This is a genomic window from Streptomyces sp. NPDC055013, from assembly GCF_053608645.1.
On the sequence record NZ_JBSGVW010000033.1, the window covers coordinates 39,194 to 54,082 of the forward strand.

The window sequence follows — 14,889 nt, forward strand, 5'->3', positions numbered from 1 at the left end:
GTCCGGAACCCGGGGGCACCGGGCATAGCGTCAGTTGCGAGCCCCGGTCCGCCTCCCCGCGTCCGGGGCATCAGCAACCACCCGATCCACCTCGGTTCCATCCGGAGGCACCCCATGGCAGACATCCAGTACGACGAAGACCCGGAGCCTTCTGATCGGTTCCCGGCCGGCCCTCTGTACGTTCCGGTCCGGCCGGGACAGGCCGCCTGCGCGGCCCGCCTCTTCCGCACGCCCATCGGCGACCGTACGGCCGTGGGGTTCACCTCCCAGCGGAAACTGACCGCGACGCTCGGCCCCGACCAGCCCTGGATCCGGCTCGCCGAGCCCGCCCTGCGCTCCCTGACCGCGCCGCTCGGCGTCACGACCGTCACGGTGGACCCCCAGTTCTGCGCCCCCGCCCCGACCGCGACCGCCCGTACCGCGAACGCGCCCGCCACGCGGGACAGCGCCGAGCACGCCGGTCCCCGATTCCGTGAAGGCGCCTGGGACCCCCAGGCCGTAGGAGCCCTGCGAGTGACCGGCGCCGCCGCGCTCATCTCCGCGTTGACCATGTGGATCGGCTGAGGGGGAACGCACGATGACCACCATTCACGAACCCGCCGTCACCACCGCGACCGCCGCCCACGCCCTCTCGGTGTGGCCCGCCTCGGCCGTCGAGCCCCGCGAGGGCGAGATCACCGTCGGCGGTGTGCCGCTCGCCGATGTCGCCGACCGCTTCGGTACGCCCGTCTACGTCATCGACGAGGACGAGGTCCGCGAGCGCTGCCGTACCTACAAGCACGCCTTTCCGGAGGCCGAAGTCCTCTACGCCGCCAAGGCGTTCCTGTGCCGGGCGATGATCCACTGGGTGGACGAGGAGGGCCTGGGGCTGGACGTCTGCTCGGCCGGTGAGCTGGAGCTCGCGGTCACCACCGGCTTCCCGCCGGAGAAGATCGTGCTGCACGGCAACGCCAAGTCCCCGCGCGACCTGGAGACCGCCCTACGCCTCGGCGTCGGCCGCATCGTCATCGACAGCCCCTCCGAGATCGCCCGGCTGGCCGCGGCGGTCGGGCCCGACGGCCACCAGAAGGTGATGGTCCGCGTGGTGCCCGGCATCAGCGCCGGCGGTCACGAGAAGATCCGCACCGGCACCGAGGACCAGAAGTTCGGCCTGTCCATCAGGGACGGCTACGCCCAGCACGCCATCGCCCGGATACTTGACCAGCCGCAGCTCGAACTGACCGGCCTGCACTGCCACCTGGGCTCCCAGATCACCAGTGTCAAGCCGTATCTGGCCGCCGTACGCCGCATGGTCGGCCTGATGGCCCGGCTGTACGAACAGCACGGCCTGGTCCTGCGCGAACTCGACCTGGGCGGCGGCCATGGCATCGCCTACCGGCCGGGCGAACCCGCCCTGGACCTCACCACCTTGGCCCGCAAGGTGCGCACCGAGCTGGCCGGGGCGTGTGCGGCGGCCGGAATCACCGTGCCCCGCCTCATCATCGAGCCAGGCAGGGCCATCGCGGGTCCGGCCGGAGTCGCGCTCTACCACGTCCTGTCCGTCAAGCGCACCGGAGCGCACACCTACGTCGCGGTGGACGGCGGCATGAGCGACAACCCCCGGCCCGCTCTGTACGGGGTGCGCTACGCGCCCCGTCTGGTGGGCCGGCACAGCACCGCGGCCCCGACCCCGGTGACCGTGGTGGGCCGCCACTGCGAGGCGGGCGACATCCTCGCCACCGACGTCGAACTCCCCGACGACATCCGTCCCGGCGACGTGCTCGCCGTCCCGGCGGCAGGCGCCTACCACCTGTCCATGGCATCCGGCTACAACATGGTCGGCCGCCCGCCCGTGGTCGCCGTGGACGACGGCCAGGCCCGGCTCCTGATCCGCCGCGAGTCGCTGGAGGACATCCGCAGCCGCGACGTGGGTCTGTAGCCGACGCCGCATCCCCGCACGTCCCCGATCCACCTCCGGGCGAGCCACCGGCCCGGCCCTCGCCCGGAGGTGTCCAAGCCATGCCCCCGTACCCCTCGTTCCCACCGCTCATACGCAACACGTGAGGTCCTTGTGACTGCCGAGAACATCGTCGGGCTGATCGTCGTGATCGGTCTGCTGGCCTACCTCGTGGTGGCCCTGCTCAAACCGGAGCGCTTCTGATGACCGCGCCCGCACCCGTGAGAGAGAAGCCCGACATCGACGTGGGCCCACCGGGGCCGGCTCCCGCCCGCCGGATCGGCGCCGGACTGCTCGACCCGAAGCAGCTCTGGATCGCCCTGCCCGACGCGCTGCGCAAGCTCAACCCCGTGACCCTGGCCCGCAACCCGGTCATGTTCGTCACCGAGATCGGTGCCGCCCTCACCACCGGCATCGCCCTCGCCCACCCGACCCTGTTCGGCTGGCTGATCACCGCCTGGCTATGGCTCACCGTCGTCTTCGCGAACCTCGCCGAGGCCGTGGCCGAGAGCCGGGGCCGCGCACAGGCGGACACCTTGCGCGGCATGCGGCGCCAGACGGTCGCCCGCCGGCTCGCGGGGTGGGAGCCGGGCGCCGCCGAGGGGGACTACATCGAGGAGAGCGTCGGCGCCGGGCAGTTGCGGCGCGGCGACGTCGTGGTCGTCGAGGCGGGGGAGCTGGTGCCCGGCGACGGCGACGTCATCGAGGGCGTCGCCAGCATCGACGAGTCGGCCATCACCGGCGAGTCCGCGCCCGTCATCCGGGAGTCGGGCGGCGACCGCTCGGCCGTCACCGGTGGCACCCGCGTGCTGTCCGACCGGATCGTCGTACGCGTCACCCAGGAGCCCGGCGAGTCCTTCCTGGACCGGATGATCTCCCTCGTCGAGGGCGCCGACCGACAGCGGACACCGAACGAGCTGGCCCTCAACCTGCTGCTCGTCATGCTGACGTTCGTCTTCCTGGTCGCGGTCCTCACCCTCCAGCCGATGGCGATCTTCTCCCAGGACGCCAGGGCGGCCGCCCCCGACACCGCGGCGCTCACGGCGAACGGCGTGACCGGCATCGTGCTGGTGTCGCTCCTGGTCTGCCTCATCCCGACCACCATCGGCGGGCTGCTCTCGGCGATCGGCATCGCCGGCATGGACCGGCTCGTCCAGCGCAACGTGCTCGCGATGTCGGGACGCGCGGTCGAGGCCGCCGGTGATGTCAACACGCTGCTGCTCGACAAGACCGGCACCATCACCTACGGCAACCGGCGGGCGAGCGGGATACGGACGCTCGAGTCGGTCACCGGCCGTGAACTGGCGGACGCCGCCCTGCTGTCGAGCCTCGCCGACGAGACGCCCGAGGGGCGGTCGATCGTCGAGTACGTGCACGAGCAATTCGGCGTGGCGGAGACGGCCCCCTCCGACGCCGAATGGGTGACCTTCAGCGCCACCACCCGGATGTCCGGCGTGGACCTGCCGAGCAGCCGACGGCTGCGCAAGGGCGCCGCCTCCGCGGTCGCCGGCTGGGTGCGGGACAACGGCGGCACGGTTCCCGCCGCCCTCGACGCCTGCGTGGAGCGGATCTCGGCCTCCGGCGGCACCCCGCTCGCCGTGGCCGAGTGTGTCGGCGAGGGCCCCGCCCGGCTGCTCGGTGTCGTCCACCTCAAGGACGTCGTCAAGCCCGGCCTGCGCGAACGCTGCGCCGAACTGCGCCGCATGGGCATCCGCACGGTCATGGTCACCGGCGACAACCCGGTCACCGCGAAGGCCATCGCGGACGAGGCGGGCGTGGACGACTTCCTCGCGGAGGCGACTCCCGAGGACAAGCTCGCCCTGATCAAGCGGGAACAGGCCGGGGGAAAGCTGGTCGCGATGACCGGCGACGGCACGAACGACGCTCCGGCGCTCGCGCAGGCGGACGTCGGCGTGGCGATGAACACCGGTACCTCGGCCGCCAAAGAGGCCGGCAACATGGTCGACCTCGACTCCGATCCCACGAAGATCATCGACATCGTCGAGATCGGCAAGCAACTCCTCATCACCAGGGGCGCGTTGACCGCGTTCTCCCTCGCCAACGACATCGCCAAGTACTTCGCCATCCTCCCCGCCATGTTCGGTGGGATCTACCCGGCGCTCGACGCGGTCAATGTGATGCGGCTGCACTCGCCGACGTCCGCCATCCTCTCGGCGGTGATCTTCAACGCCGTGATCATCGTCGCGCTGATCCCGCTGGCCCTGCGCGGTGTGCGCTACCGACCGAGCAGCGCCGACGCCCTGCTCACGCGCAACCTCTGGATCTACGGCCTGGGCGGTCTGATCCTGCCCTTCCTCGCGATCAAGTTCATCGACGTCGCCGTCGTCCAGTTCATCCCCGGGATCTGACCATGAACCTCCTGTCCAGAACGCCCGCCTGGGTCGGCCACCATGTGGCGGCGATCCGGGTGGTCATCGTGCTCACGGTCCTCCTCGGGCTGGCCTACCCGCTCGGAATGACCGCCATCGCCCAGGTCCCCGGCCTGCGGGACCAGGCACGCGGTTCCGAACTCTCCACCGGAGGGAGCAAGTTGATCGGCCAGTCCTTCCTCGACGAGAAGGGTGAGCCGATCCCGTCCTACTTCCAGACCCGGCCCTCCAACGCCGGTGACGGCTACGACGCCTCGGCCTCCGCCGCCGGCAACCTCGGCCCGGAGTCGACCGTCGACGTACTCGGGCCCGACGGCAAGCAGAGCCTGCTCACCCAGGTCTGCGCACGCAGCAAGGCGGTCGGTGAGCTGGAGCGTGTCGACGGCTCCCGCCCGTACTGCACGGACGACGGGGTCGGCGCGGTCCTCGGTGTGTTCCGGGCCGACGGCGCCACGGGCACCGCGACCCGGGTCGTCAGCCTCAACCAGGCATGCCCGGCCAAGCCCTTCCTCGCCTCCTACGAGGGGGTGGAGGTCGACTGCGGCAAGCCCGGCGCCGACTACTCCGCAGCCGTCGTCACGCCGGTGAGGGGCAACGCGTCCGCGCACCCGAAGGTCCCGGCCGACGCGGTCACCGCGAGCGCCGGCGGCCTCGACCCGCAGATCAGCCCCGCGTACGCGAAACTTCAGACCCCGCGCGTCGCTCGTGAACGCGCGATGAGCGAGAGCGCCGTACGCGACCTGATCGACGAGTTCACCAGCGGCCGCGGACTCGGCGTCCTCGGCGAACCGGCCGTGAACGTCGTGGAGTTGAACGCGGCCCTCGACCGCACCCATCCCGTCTCGGCCAAGGGAGCCTGAACCCATGTACGGCTGGCTCCAGGCCACCCTCATCCTCGCGGTCGTCGTCGGACTGCACGTCCCGCTCGGCGACTACATGGCACGCACCCTCGACGGCGGCCCGCACAGACGCGCCGAGCGCGTGCTCTACAAGGCCTGCGGTGTCGACCCCGACCGCGAACAGGACTGGCGGCACTACCTGTTCGCCCTCCTCGCCTTCAGCCTCGCGAGCATCGCCGCGCTGTTCGCGCTCTTCACCCTCCAGGGCAAGCTGCCCTGGTCCACCGGCCACGCGGGCATGCCCTGGCGGCTCGCCCTGCACACCGCGGTCAGCTTCACCACCAACACCAGCTGGCAGAACTACGCGGGCGAGTCCACCACCGGCCACCTCGCGGTGATGGCGGGACTCGGCGTGCAGGCCTTCGCCTCCGCGGCCGTCGGCATCTGCGCCGCGCTGGCCCTGATCCGGGGCCTGGTCCGCCGCGACACCGACCGGCTGGGCAACTTCTGGGTGGACCTGATCCGCACGATCTTCCGGGTCATCCTGCCCCTGTCGATCGTCTTCGGCATCGTCCTGATCGCCCTGGGCGTCCCGCAGAACCTGTCCGGCGCCCAGACCGCCACCACGGTCGCGGGCGGACAGCAGACGCTGCTCGGCGGCCCGGTCGGCTCCTGGGAGCCGCTCAAGCTGATGTCGGGCGACGGCGGCGGTGTCTTCAACGCCAACAGCGCGCACCCCTTCGAGAACCCCACCGCGGTGACCAACGCGATCGAGATCGTGCTGATGCTGCTGATCCCGACCGCCTTCATCCGGGCCTACGGCCGCATGATCGGTTCCCTCCGCCAGAGCTGGACGCTGCTCGCGGTCGTCGGCATCCTCTTCGGCCTGCTCCTCGCCGCCGGCAATCTCGCGCAGAGCGCCCACAACGGCACGGTGACCGAGGCGGTCGGCGGGCAGTACGAGGGAACCGAGACCCGCTTCGGCATCCCCGCGTCCACGCTCTTCGGCGTGGCGGCCACCGGTACGGCCGACGGCGCGGCGAACGCGTCGTACGACAGCTTCTCCAGCCTCGGCGGCGGGGTGCTGCTGTCGGCGATGATGCTCGGCGAGATCGCCCCCGGCGGGACGGGCAGCGGCCTGTACGGCCTGCTCATGGCGGTCATGATCGCGGTCTTCATCGGCGGCCTGATGGTCGGCCGCACCCCCGAGTACCTGCGCAAGCGGATCGGCTTCCCCGAGATGCGTTACGTCGTCCTGTACGCGCTGGTCGCCCCCACGGCGATCCTCGGCTGCGCGGCGTTCGCGGTGGCGCTCGGCCACGGCCAGTCGTCCATGGGCAACGCGGGACCGCACGGTCTGACGGAGCTGGTGTACGCCTACACCTCCAACGTCAACAGCAACGGCAGCGCGATGGCGGGCTTCAACGGTGCCACCGACTTCCACAACCTGCTGATGAGCGCGGCCATGCTGATCGGCCGCTACCTCCCGATGGCGTTCCTGCTCGCCCTCGCCGGACGGCTGGCCCGTCAGCAACCCGGCGTGGTCACGGTCGGCACGCTCCAGGCCCGCGGCGTCAACTTCGTCGCCCTGGCCACCGGTGCCGCCCTCATCCTGGCGCTCCTCAACTTCCTGCCGGCCCTGTCCCTGGGCCCGCTGGCGGAGGGGCTCCTGTAGGAGGCGGGGTGTCACCCCGCACCGAGCCCGAGTCGGCCCTGCGCCGACTCGGGCATCGTCGTTCCAGCCCGGCTACTTAATGTTCGCCTCCAAGGTCGAATGTTTCGGGCCTTAAGCGGAGGTCAGTTACCGCGGATTCACCGCGTTCAAAGGGTTGCCACCGTTTGGCAGCTGTCTCTAGGGTGCGGCAACAGCGAAGCTTTCTGGATCGATTCCGAAACTTTCGAAGCTAACCCAAGGAGCGCATCATGGGCGACCCGGGACTGTCCCGCCGAGGCTTCCTGGCGGCCTCGGCCGCGACCGGTGTGGGCATCACGGCACTGAGCGGTTGCGGCGGTGACTCGGACGGAGGGTCGTCGGACGGCACGACCACCATCGAGTGGTGGAACATCTCCACCACCGAGCCGACGAAGGGCGTCTGGGCGGCGCTGGCCGCGAAGTTCGAGGCCCAGAACCCCAAGGTGAAGATAAAGATCGTCCAGTTGGAGAACGACGCCTACAAGTCGAAGATGACGGCTCTGACCGCGTCCGGGAAGCTGCCCGACATCTTCCACACCTGGGGCGGCGGCGTCCTCAAGCAGCAGGTCGACGCCGGACTCGTCGAGGACCTCACCGACCGCACCAAGGACTTCGCCGACGGCCTGCTGCCGGTCGCGAAGGAGCCGTATCTCCTGGACGAGAAGGTCTACGGCATCCCGTTCGACATCGGCATGATCGGCTTCTGGTACAACAAGGCGCTCTTCGAGGACGCGGGCGTCAGCGAGCCGCCGACCACCTGGAGCGACTTCCTCGACGCCGTAGGGAAGTTGAAGGCCAAGGGCATCACCCCGCTCGCCCTCGCCGGCAAGGAGAAGTGGCCCGGCATGTACTACTGGGCGTACCTCTCGATGCGCACCGCGGGTGCCTCAGCCCTGCAGAAGGCGTACGACGACAAGGACTTCACCGGCGACGCCTTCGTGCAGGCCGGTCAGCACCTACAGGAACTCGTCGACCTCCAGCCGTTCCAGAAGGGCTTCCTCGGCGCCGCCTACTCCACCCCCACCGGCCAGGCCGCCGCGGTCGGCAACGGCAAGGCGGCCATGGAGCTCATGGGGCAGTGGGCCCCGGTCGTGCAGGCGGATGCCGGCAAGGGTCTTGGCGAGGACCTCGGATTCTTCCCGTTCCCCGAGGTCGACGGCGGCAAGGGCGCGATCACCGAGGTCTTCGGCGGGGGCGGCGGGCACGCCCTGCGCAGCGGGGCTCCGCAGGCCGCCGTCGACTTCCTGAAGTTCTTCGCCTCCGAGGCGACCGACGTGGAGCTCGTCAAGAAGACAGGAGCCCTGCCGGTGGTCCCGGCCGCCGAGCGTGCCATCCCCGACCCCAACATCAAGGCCGTACAGGCACAGTTGAAGGGCGCCACCGGCTTCCAGCTCTATCTCGACCAGGCCTATGCGCCCGCCGTCGGCCAGGAGGTCAACGACAGCGTCGGCGCGCTCGTCGCCGGGTCCAAGTCACCCCAGCAGGTGGCCGAGTCGATCACGCAGGCCGCGAAGGAAGAGCAGTAGCCGGCGATGACCTCCACGTTCCTGCCGGACAAGCGCACCGGCCCCGGCGTCGATCCCGCGCCCCCGCCCACCGGAGCGGCTCGCGGACGGGCCCGGCGTCGGGCCCTGCACTGGCTCACCGCGGTCGGCTTCCAGGTGCCCGCGCTGGTGCTGTTCCTCGTCCTGGTGCTGCTGCCGATGCTGTTCGCGCTGTACGCGGCCTTCTTCCGCTGGGGCGGCTTCGGCATGCCGTCCGACTACATCGGCGCCGACAACTTCACCCGGCTCTTCCAGGACCCCGTCTTCCTCGGCGACCTGTGGCGCTGCCTGATCCTGGTCGCGCTGTCGCTCGCCGTACAGCTGCCGTTCGCGCTCGCCATGGCCGTACTGCTCAATCAGAAGCTGCGCGGCCGGGCCTTCTACCGGATGCTGTTCTTCGGGCCGTACGTCCTGTCCGAGGCCATCACCGGCGTCCTGTTCGGCATGATCTTCGCCCCCGGCGACGGCTTCGCCGACCAGGTCCTGGGCCACATCGGCCTCGACGGGCTCGGCGGCGAGTGGTTCGCCGACCCGTCCATGGTCATGGCCACCCTGTTCCTGGTCATGACGTGGAAGTACTTCGGCTTCCACATGATGCTCTACCTGGCCGGACTCCAGTCCATCCCGGCCGAGTTGACCGAGGCCGCGCTGATCGACGGTGCGAATGCCTGGCAGCGCTTTCGCAGCGTCACCCTGCCGCTCCTCGCGCCCACCCTGCGCATCAGCGTGTTCCTGTCCGTCATCGGGTCGATCCAGCTCTTCGACCTGGTCTGGGTGACCACCGCGGGCGGTCCCGACCACCACTCCGAGACGATGGCCGTGACCATGTTCCAGTACGGCTTCAAGCGCTATCAGGTCGGCTACGCCGGCGCGATCAGCGTGGTCATGTTCGGCATAAGCCTCGTCTTCGCCCTCGCCTACCAGCGGTTCGTGCTCCGCCGCGACCTCGAAGGGGCCACCACGACCATGCGGGGAGGCGCCAAGTGACGGCCAGGTCCGGCAGGAAGACGGGCAGGACGAGCAGCAGGAAGAGTCTGCCGCTGCACGTGATCCTCTTGGTGGTCGGCGCCGTGATGGTCGTGCCCCTGCTCTACGCCGTCGTGTCCGGCTTCAAGTCCACCGACGAGCTCTCCCGCAACCCGGTCGGGCTGCCGGAGTCGTGGGTGGCCGGCAACTACACGGACATCCTCGGCTCGGGGGACTTCTGGCGGCTGATCGGCAACAGCACACTGATCGCGGTGGGGACGACCGTCCTGGTCGTGGCGGTCTCCGCGCTCTCCGCCTTCTCCTTCGCGCGATTCGCCTTCCGGGGCCGGGAGACGCTGTTCACCCTCTTCACGATGGGGCTGATGTTCCCCTTCGCGGTCGCGGCCCTTCCGCTGTTCCTGCTGCTGCGCTCCCTGGGCCTGCTGGACAACCCGCTCGGAGTGATCCTTCCGCAGGCCGCCTTCGGGCTGCCGATGACCATCATCATCCTGCGCGGCTTCTTCCGCGACATCCCCGGCGAGTTGGAGGAGGCGGCCACGCTCGACGGGTGCAGCTCCTTCGGTTTCTTCTGGCGGGTGCTGCTGCCGATGGCACGGCCCGCGCTGGGCACCGTCTCGGTCCTGGCCGTCGTCACCAGCTGGAACAACTTCTTCCTGCCGCTGCTGGTGTTCACCGACTCGACGTGGTGGACCATCCCGATCGGCGTCCAGCAGTTCCAGGGGCAGTACTCCGCGGACTACGCCCGCGTCTTCGCCTACCTGGTGCTGGCCATGGTCCCCGCACTCGCCTTCTACTCGGTCGCCGAGCGCCAGCTCGTCGGCGGCCTCACCGCCGGCGCGACCAAGGGTTGACGCGCGCAGGCGGACGTACGGCTCAACACACCACCGCTACGTGAGGAGTCGCACCATGCGCAAGAACCGTCTGAGACTCGCAGGCGCCCTCGCCGCCGTCCTGGTCGCCGCCGGCGTCGTGAGCGGCCCGGCAGCCCAGGCTCACGGCAAGCCGCCCACCCTCGCCGACCTCGCCCAGCGCCACGGCCGCTACTTCGGCAGCGCGACCGACAACCCCGAACTCGTCGACGAGCCGTACAAGGCGCTCCTCGGCAGCGAGTTCGACCAGATCACGCCCGGCAACGGCATGAAGTGGTACGCCACCGAGCCCCAGCAGGGCGTGTTCGACTTCTCCAAGGGCGACGAGATCGTCAACCTCGCCCGCGCCAACCACCAGAAGGTGCGCGGCCACACCCTCGTCTGGCACAGCCAGCTGCCCGGCTGGCTGACCGGCCGCGAGTGGACGGCGGACGAGCTGAGGGCCGTACTGAAGAACCACATCCAGCAGGTGGTACGGCACTACAAGGGCAAGGTGTTCGCCTGGGACGTCGTCAACGAGGCCTTCAACGAGGACGGCTCCTACCGTGAGACGGTCTTCTACAAGACGCTCGGCCCCGGCTACATCGCCGACGCCCTGCGCTGGGCCCGCCAGGCCGACCCGAAGGCCGAGCTCTACCTCAACGACTACAACATCGAGGCGGTCGGCCCGAAGAGCGACGCCTACCACCGTCTCGCGAAGGAACTGAAGGCCCAGGGCGTCCCGCTCGACGGCATCGGGCTGCAGGCACACCTGGCACTGCAGTACGGCTATCCGACCACGCTGGAGGACAACCTCCGGCGCTTCGCCGGGCTGGGGCTCGACACCGCGCTCACCGAGGTCGACATCCGGATGGTCCTGCCCGCGACCGAGGAGAAGCTCGCCCAGCAGGCCGAGTGGTACCGGGATCTGACCGAGGCGTGCCTGGCCGTGCGCCGGTGTGTCGGCGTCACCGTCTGGGACTACACCGACAAGTACTCCTGGATCCCGGCGTTCTTCGAGGGCGAGGGTGCCGCGCTGCCGTGGGACGAGGAACTGCGTCCGAAGCCGGCGTACTTCGCGATACGGCAGGCGCTGAGGCAGGCCGCCACGGCGCACGGCGAACTACGCTGAGTGACCACCCCTGGATACACGTGGGGGCCGGCTCGCAGTCAGGGTCTGCGACCGGCCCCTGGAAGTACGCCGGGCGTCGGTGATCGCTCCGCCCGGTAGTGCTGCAGGACCTCTCCGGCATGCCGCCGGAAGGCACTACGCGGCGGTCATCACCTTGCCGGTGCCCAGCGGACGGTGCGGGGCGATGATCTGGCCGTCCGGCAGGAGCTCACCGGTGTCCTCGAAGAGCAGGACACCGTTGCACAGCAGGCTCCATCCCTGCTCCGGGTGGTGCGCCACGAGACGGGCGGATTCCCGGTCGGCGGAGTCGGCTGAGGGGCACTGTGGCTGGTGCTGGCACATGGATGGGATCTTTCGCTCTGTCGTGATGTGTGAGATGGCTGTGGCGTCTGTTTCGCGGCGTGAAGCTTCGTTCATGGCCGCCCCCCGTTGTGATTAGTCGGTCGGAACCCAGTGTTGCCCCACGGGCGTCAATCCGCAGGGATTTCGCAGCACCGCTTTCTTACAGGTTGATGACGCATCCCCCGCGCGGACGGTTCATCCCAACTGCACTGTCATTTCGGGTGGTTCGCCGTGGCCGGATGGGGCTAGTCCGGACGGGCCGGGGCCTTGAGTGGCTCGTTCGAGCGCATTGTCGCTCGCGCGAGCGATATTCTCCTCGCACTCTTGCCTATTCTTCGCTCAGGCGAGTGCATTCCTGCTCGTACGAGTGTCGAGTGCCGTCCGATTCCGCCCCGGACAGCGGCGTACCCCGCAACCCGGGAATGGGGGCGGCGGGGTACGAGGGCGCTCGCGCGGCGCGCTGTCAGGCGGGTGAGCCGAGCAGCGGAGGCAGAGGGGGCAGCGGAGCCGGGGTCGCCCGGTGGGTCAGCACCGGGAGCAGCTCGGCGACCAGGTGCGGCAGATGAGCCGCGATGCCGGGCGGGGCGGGGGCCAGCGGCACCAGGAGGTCCGTGGCGGCCGGGTGGCCGGTGGCGGCGTCCGCGGTGCAGTCGCCGTGCAGCCAGAGGGTGAGCATGTAGAGGCCGGGGAACGACAGCAGGCGCGGCTGGTAGGGCTGTGCGATCGTCTCGGCCTGGCGCAACGCCCGTTCGGTGGAGGCGATGTACGGGCCCTCGAAGAAGTGCGAGAAGGTCCAGCCGTCCGGGGTCAGCCGGGTCTCGGCCGCGGCCACCGCTCGTTCCCCGCACCGGATCAGGAAGCGCCAGCCGGCCAGCCGGGTCGCGGTCACGCCTGCCGGGGTGATTTCGTCCACGACGTGCACGGGCAGCGGGAGTTCGGGTGTGGCGGGGCCCTGGGCTGCGCGCAGGGAGGGTGTTCGGGCCTCGCGGACCGCGGTGGGCGAGCCGAGTGCGGTGAGGACGGAGCGAAGTGCGGGCGCGGGAGCCGGGGGAACATGCAGCGGCATGGTGGGTCGCCTCTCATTGACAGGCACGGTGGCGCGAGGGCGTGGCGGGGGCGGACGGCGCTGTCTGCTCACGGAGGTCAGAGAGGCGGGGGCCGGGGTCTGGGAGCGCGAGGGGAACAGCGAGGCCTGCCGTACGTCACCTGACGGCAGGTCCCTGGGACCGTGGGCGCCAACCCTCTGCCTTGATTGCGGAGTTTATACGACGAGTGTTCAGATGATGTTTCATCTAGCCGCTTTTGGTGCACCCGGCAAGGGTCCATTCGGCCGGTGATTTGCGGGAATCATCCCGATTGCCGACCGGTCATACGTCCATGACCTCGAAAAATACCCCGGGTGCGGTCGGCCAATTCTCGTCGGCGTTTTTCACGACTTCCTTGAGCCGTCCGCAACTGCATAGTGCCCCATGCCCGGTGAATGTGCCGCCGGTCACGTCCGACAGAGTAGCGGCCGCCGGGCCGCCGCGGGACGTTATCGATCGCTTCCGCTGGGCATCATCCCACCTGACCCGGGACCGGCGGTCGGATCCAGGGTCCGCCGAGCGGGCCTCAGAGCCCGGCCATCCGAGGAGGGAAGCGTCGATGGGGGAGAAGGTCGTGGCAGGTCGGTTCGATCTGTCCGATCGCCAGCACTACCGCGAGAAGCTGCGGCGGTGTCTGACGGGCCTGGAGCGGCTGCTGGAGGAGAAGCGGTTCGACCGCCCCAAGAACCTCATGGGGCTGGAGATCGAATTGAATCTCGCCGGCGCCGACGGCATGCCGAAAATGTTGAACATGCAGGTACTGGAGCGGATCGCGAGCCGTGATTTCCAAACGGAGCTCGCCATGTTCAATCTGGAAGTCAACATCGCCCCGCACCGGCTTCAGGAGCGGGTATTCGACCGGCTGGCCGAAGAACTTCGTACGTCACTGGCATATGCCGATCGAAAAGCGGGTGAGCTCGACGCGGGAATCGTGATGATCGGCATTCTGCCGACGCTGGACCGGGACGACCTGGTCTCCTCGAACCTCTCCGCCGTCGACCGCTACACCCTGCTCAACGACCAGATCGTGGCCGCCCGCGGTGAGGAGTTCACGCTCGACATCGACGGTGTGGAGCGCCTGACGTGCACCTCGGGCTCCATCGCCCCGGAGGCCGCCTGCACCTCCGTGCAGCTGCACCTCCAGGTCACCCCAGGGCGCTTCGCCGACGTCTGGAACGCGGCCCAGGCGGTCGCCGCCGCACAGGTCGCCGTGGGCGCCAACTCGCCGTTCCTCTTCGGGCGCGAGCTGTGGCGGGAGTCGCGGCCGCCGCTGTTCCAGCAGTCCACCGACACCCGCCCGCCCGAGCTCCAGGCCCAGGGCGTGCGGCCCCGCACCTGGTTCGGGGAGCGGTGGATCTCCTCGGCGTACGACCTCTTCGAGGAGAACCTGCGGTACTTCCCGGCCCTGCTGCCGATCTGCGACGACGAGGACCCCCTCGAGGTCCTGAACGCCGGCGGCACTCCGTCGCTCGCCGAACTCGTCCTGCACAACGGCACCGTGTACCGCTGGAACCGGCCGGTCTACGGCATCGCCGACGGCGTGCCGCACCTGCGTGTGGAGAACCGCGTGCTGCCCGCCGGGCCGACCGTCACGGACGTCGTCGCCAACGCGGCCTTCTACTACGGCGTCGTCCGCGCCCTCGCCGAGGAGTCGCGGCCGGTGTGGACCCGGCTGCCCTTCGAGGCGGCGGCCGCCAACTTCGACGAGGCGTGCAAGCACGGCATCGACGCGCGGCTGCGCTGGCCCCGGCGGGGGCGCTACGGCGGGACGACCGAGGTCGACGCGGTGAGCCTCGTACGCGACGAACTGCTGCCGCTCGCCGAGGCCGGACTGGACGCGTGGGGCGTCGAGCCGGCCGACCGGGACTTCTACCTGGGCGTCATCGAGGAGCGCTGCCGCAGGCGCACGAACGGCGCGTCCTGGCAGGCGGCCACCTTCCACCGGGCCCTGGAGTCCGGCCTGTCCCGAGAGGCGGCCCTGGCGGCGACGACGCGCCGGTACCGCGAGCTGATGCACCGCGGGGACCCGGTGCACACGTGGCCGGTCGGGTTGCCGGAGCCGGTGCCGTTGCGGTGACGGCCCCGACGGGACG

General features: G+C 69.9%; 13 protein-coding genes. 11 read left to right on the forward strand and 2 right to left on the reverse strand.

Annotation, left to right across the window (positions count from 1 at the left end):
- Positions 1 to 114: 114 nt before the first annotated feature.
- The 10 genes from ACWGDB_RS32000 (at position 115) to ACWGDB_RS32045 (ending at position 11,369) form a co-directional block, all read left to right on the forward strand.
- Positions 115 to 564 (forward strand): SAV_915 family protein, encoded by a 450-nt coding sequence (locus tag ACWGDB_RS32000; protein WP_453825631.1) that lies wholly within the window; start codon positions 115 to 117, stop codon positions 562 to 564.
- Between the two features lie 13 nt (positions 565 to 577).
- On the forward strand, positions 578 to 1,918 hold the full coding sequence (gene lysA, locus ACWGDB_RS32005) for a diaminopimelate decarboxylase (RefSeq protein WP_453825632.1): 1,341 nt from the start codon (positions 578 to 580) through the stop codon (positions 1,916 to 1,918).
- A gap of 132 nt (positions 1,919 to 2,050) precedes the next feature.
- Positions 2,051 to 2,140 carry a K(+)-transporting ATPase subunit F gene (kdpF, locus tag ACWGDB_RS32010; RefSeq protein WP_453825633.1) on the forward strand — a complete coding sequence of 30 codons (90 nt, stop codon included), beginning with the start codon at positions 2,051 to 2,053 and terminating at the stop codon, positions 2,138 to 2,140.
- The gene (gene kdpB, locus ACWGDB_RS32015) at positions 2,140 to 4,305 is read left to right on the forward strand and encodes a potassium-transporting ATPase subunit KdpB (RefSeq protein WP_453825634.1); all 2,166 of its coding nucleotides are present in this window, start codon (positions 2,140 to 2,142) and stop codon (positions 4,303 to 4,305) included. Before kdpF ends, kdpB begins: the two co-directional genes overlap by 1 nt.
- 2 nt (positions 4,306 to 4,307) lie before the next feature.
- Complete coding sequence (locus ACWGDB_RS32020; RefSeq protein WP_453825635.1) at positions 4,308 to 5,186, forward strand: potassium-transporting ATPase subunit C; 879 nt, start codon at positions 4,308 to 4,310, stop codon at positions 5,184 to 5,186.
- A 4-nt stretch (positions 5,187 to 5,190) separates the two neighbouring features.
- On the forward strand, positions 5,191 to 6,840 hold the full coding sequence (gene kdpA / locus ACWGDB_RS32025) for a potassium-transporting ATPase subunit KdpA (RefSeq protein WP_453825636.1): 1,650 nt from the start codon (positions 5,191 to 5,193) through the stop codon (positions 6,838 to 6,840).
- A 248-nt stretch (positions 6,841 to 7,088) separates the two neighbouring features.
- Positions 7,089 to 8,384: an extracellular solute-binding protein gene (locus ACWGDB_RS32030; RefSeq protein WP_453825637.1), complete on the forward strand. Its 1,296-nt coding sequence runs from the start codon at positions 7,089 to 7,091 to the stop codon at positions 8,382 to 8,384.
- A 6-nt stretch (positions 8,385 to 8,390) separates the two neighbouring features.
- Positions 8,391 to 9,389, forward strand: coding sequence for a carbohydrate ABC transporter permease (locus tag ACWGDB_RS32035; RefSeq protein ID WP_453825638.1), 999 nt, complete (start codon positions 8,391 to 8,393; stop codon positions 9,387 to 9,389).
- Between the two features lie 86 nt (positions 9,390 to 9,475).
- Positions 9,476 to 10,240 carry a carbohydrate ABC transporter permease gene (locus ACWGDB_RS32040; RefSeq protein WP_453825703.1) on the forward strand — a complete coding sequence of 255 codons (765 nt, stop codon included), beginning with the start codon at positions 9,476 to 9,478 and terminating at the stop codon, positions 10,238 to 10,240.
- Positions 10,241 to 10,295: 55 nt separating this feature from the next.
- The gene (locus ACWGDB_RS32045) at positions 10,296 to 11,369 is read left to right on the forward strand and encodes an endo-1,4-beta-xylanase (RefSeq protein WP_453825639.1); all 1,074 of its coding nucleotides are present in this window, start codon (positions 10,296 to 10,298) and stop codon (positions 11,367 to 11,369) included.
- A gap of 135 nt (positions 11,370 to 11,504) precedes the next feature.
- On the opposite strand, the gene ACWGDB_RS32050 is transcribed toward ACWGDB_RS32045, so the two are convergent.
- Positions 11,505 to 11,711 (reverse strand): DUF5999 family protein, encoded by a 207-nt coding sequence (locus ACWGDB_RS32050; RefSeq protein ID WP_453825640.1) that lies wholly within the window; start codon positions 11,709 to 11,711, stop codon positions 11,505 to 11,507.
- 463 nt (positions 11,712 to 12,174) lie between these two features.
- Positions 12,175 to 12,777 carry a hypothetical protein gene (locus tag ACWGDB_RS32055; RefSeq protein WP_453825641.1) on the reverse strand — a complete coding sequence of 201 codons (603 nt, stop codon included), beginning with the start codon at positions 12,775 to 12,777 and terminating at the stop codon, positions 12,175 to 12,177.
- Between the two features lie 578 nt (positions 12,778 to 13,355).
- Here ACWGDB_RS32055 and ACWGDB_RS32060 point away from each other — a divergent pair.
- A complete protein-coding gene (locus ACWGDB_RS32060; protein WP_453825642.1) occupies positions 13,356 to 14,873 on the forward strand; it encodes a glutamate--cysteine ligase in 1,518 nt (505 codons plus the stop codon).
- Positions 14,874 to 14,889: the final 16 nt, after the last annotated feature.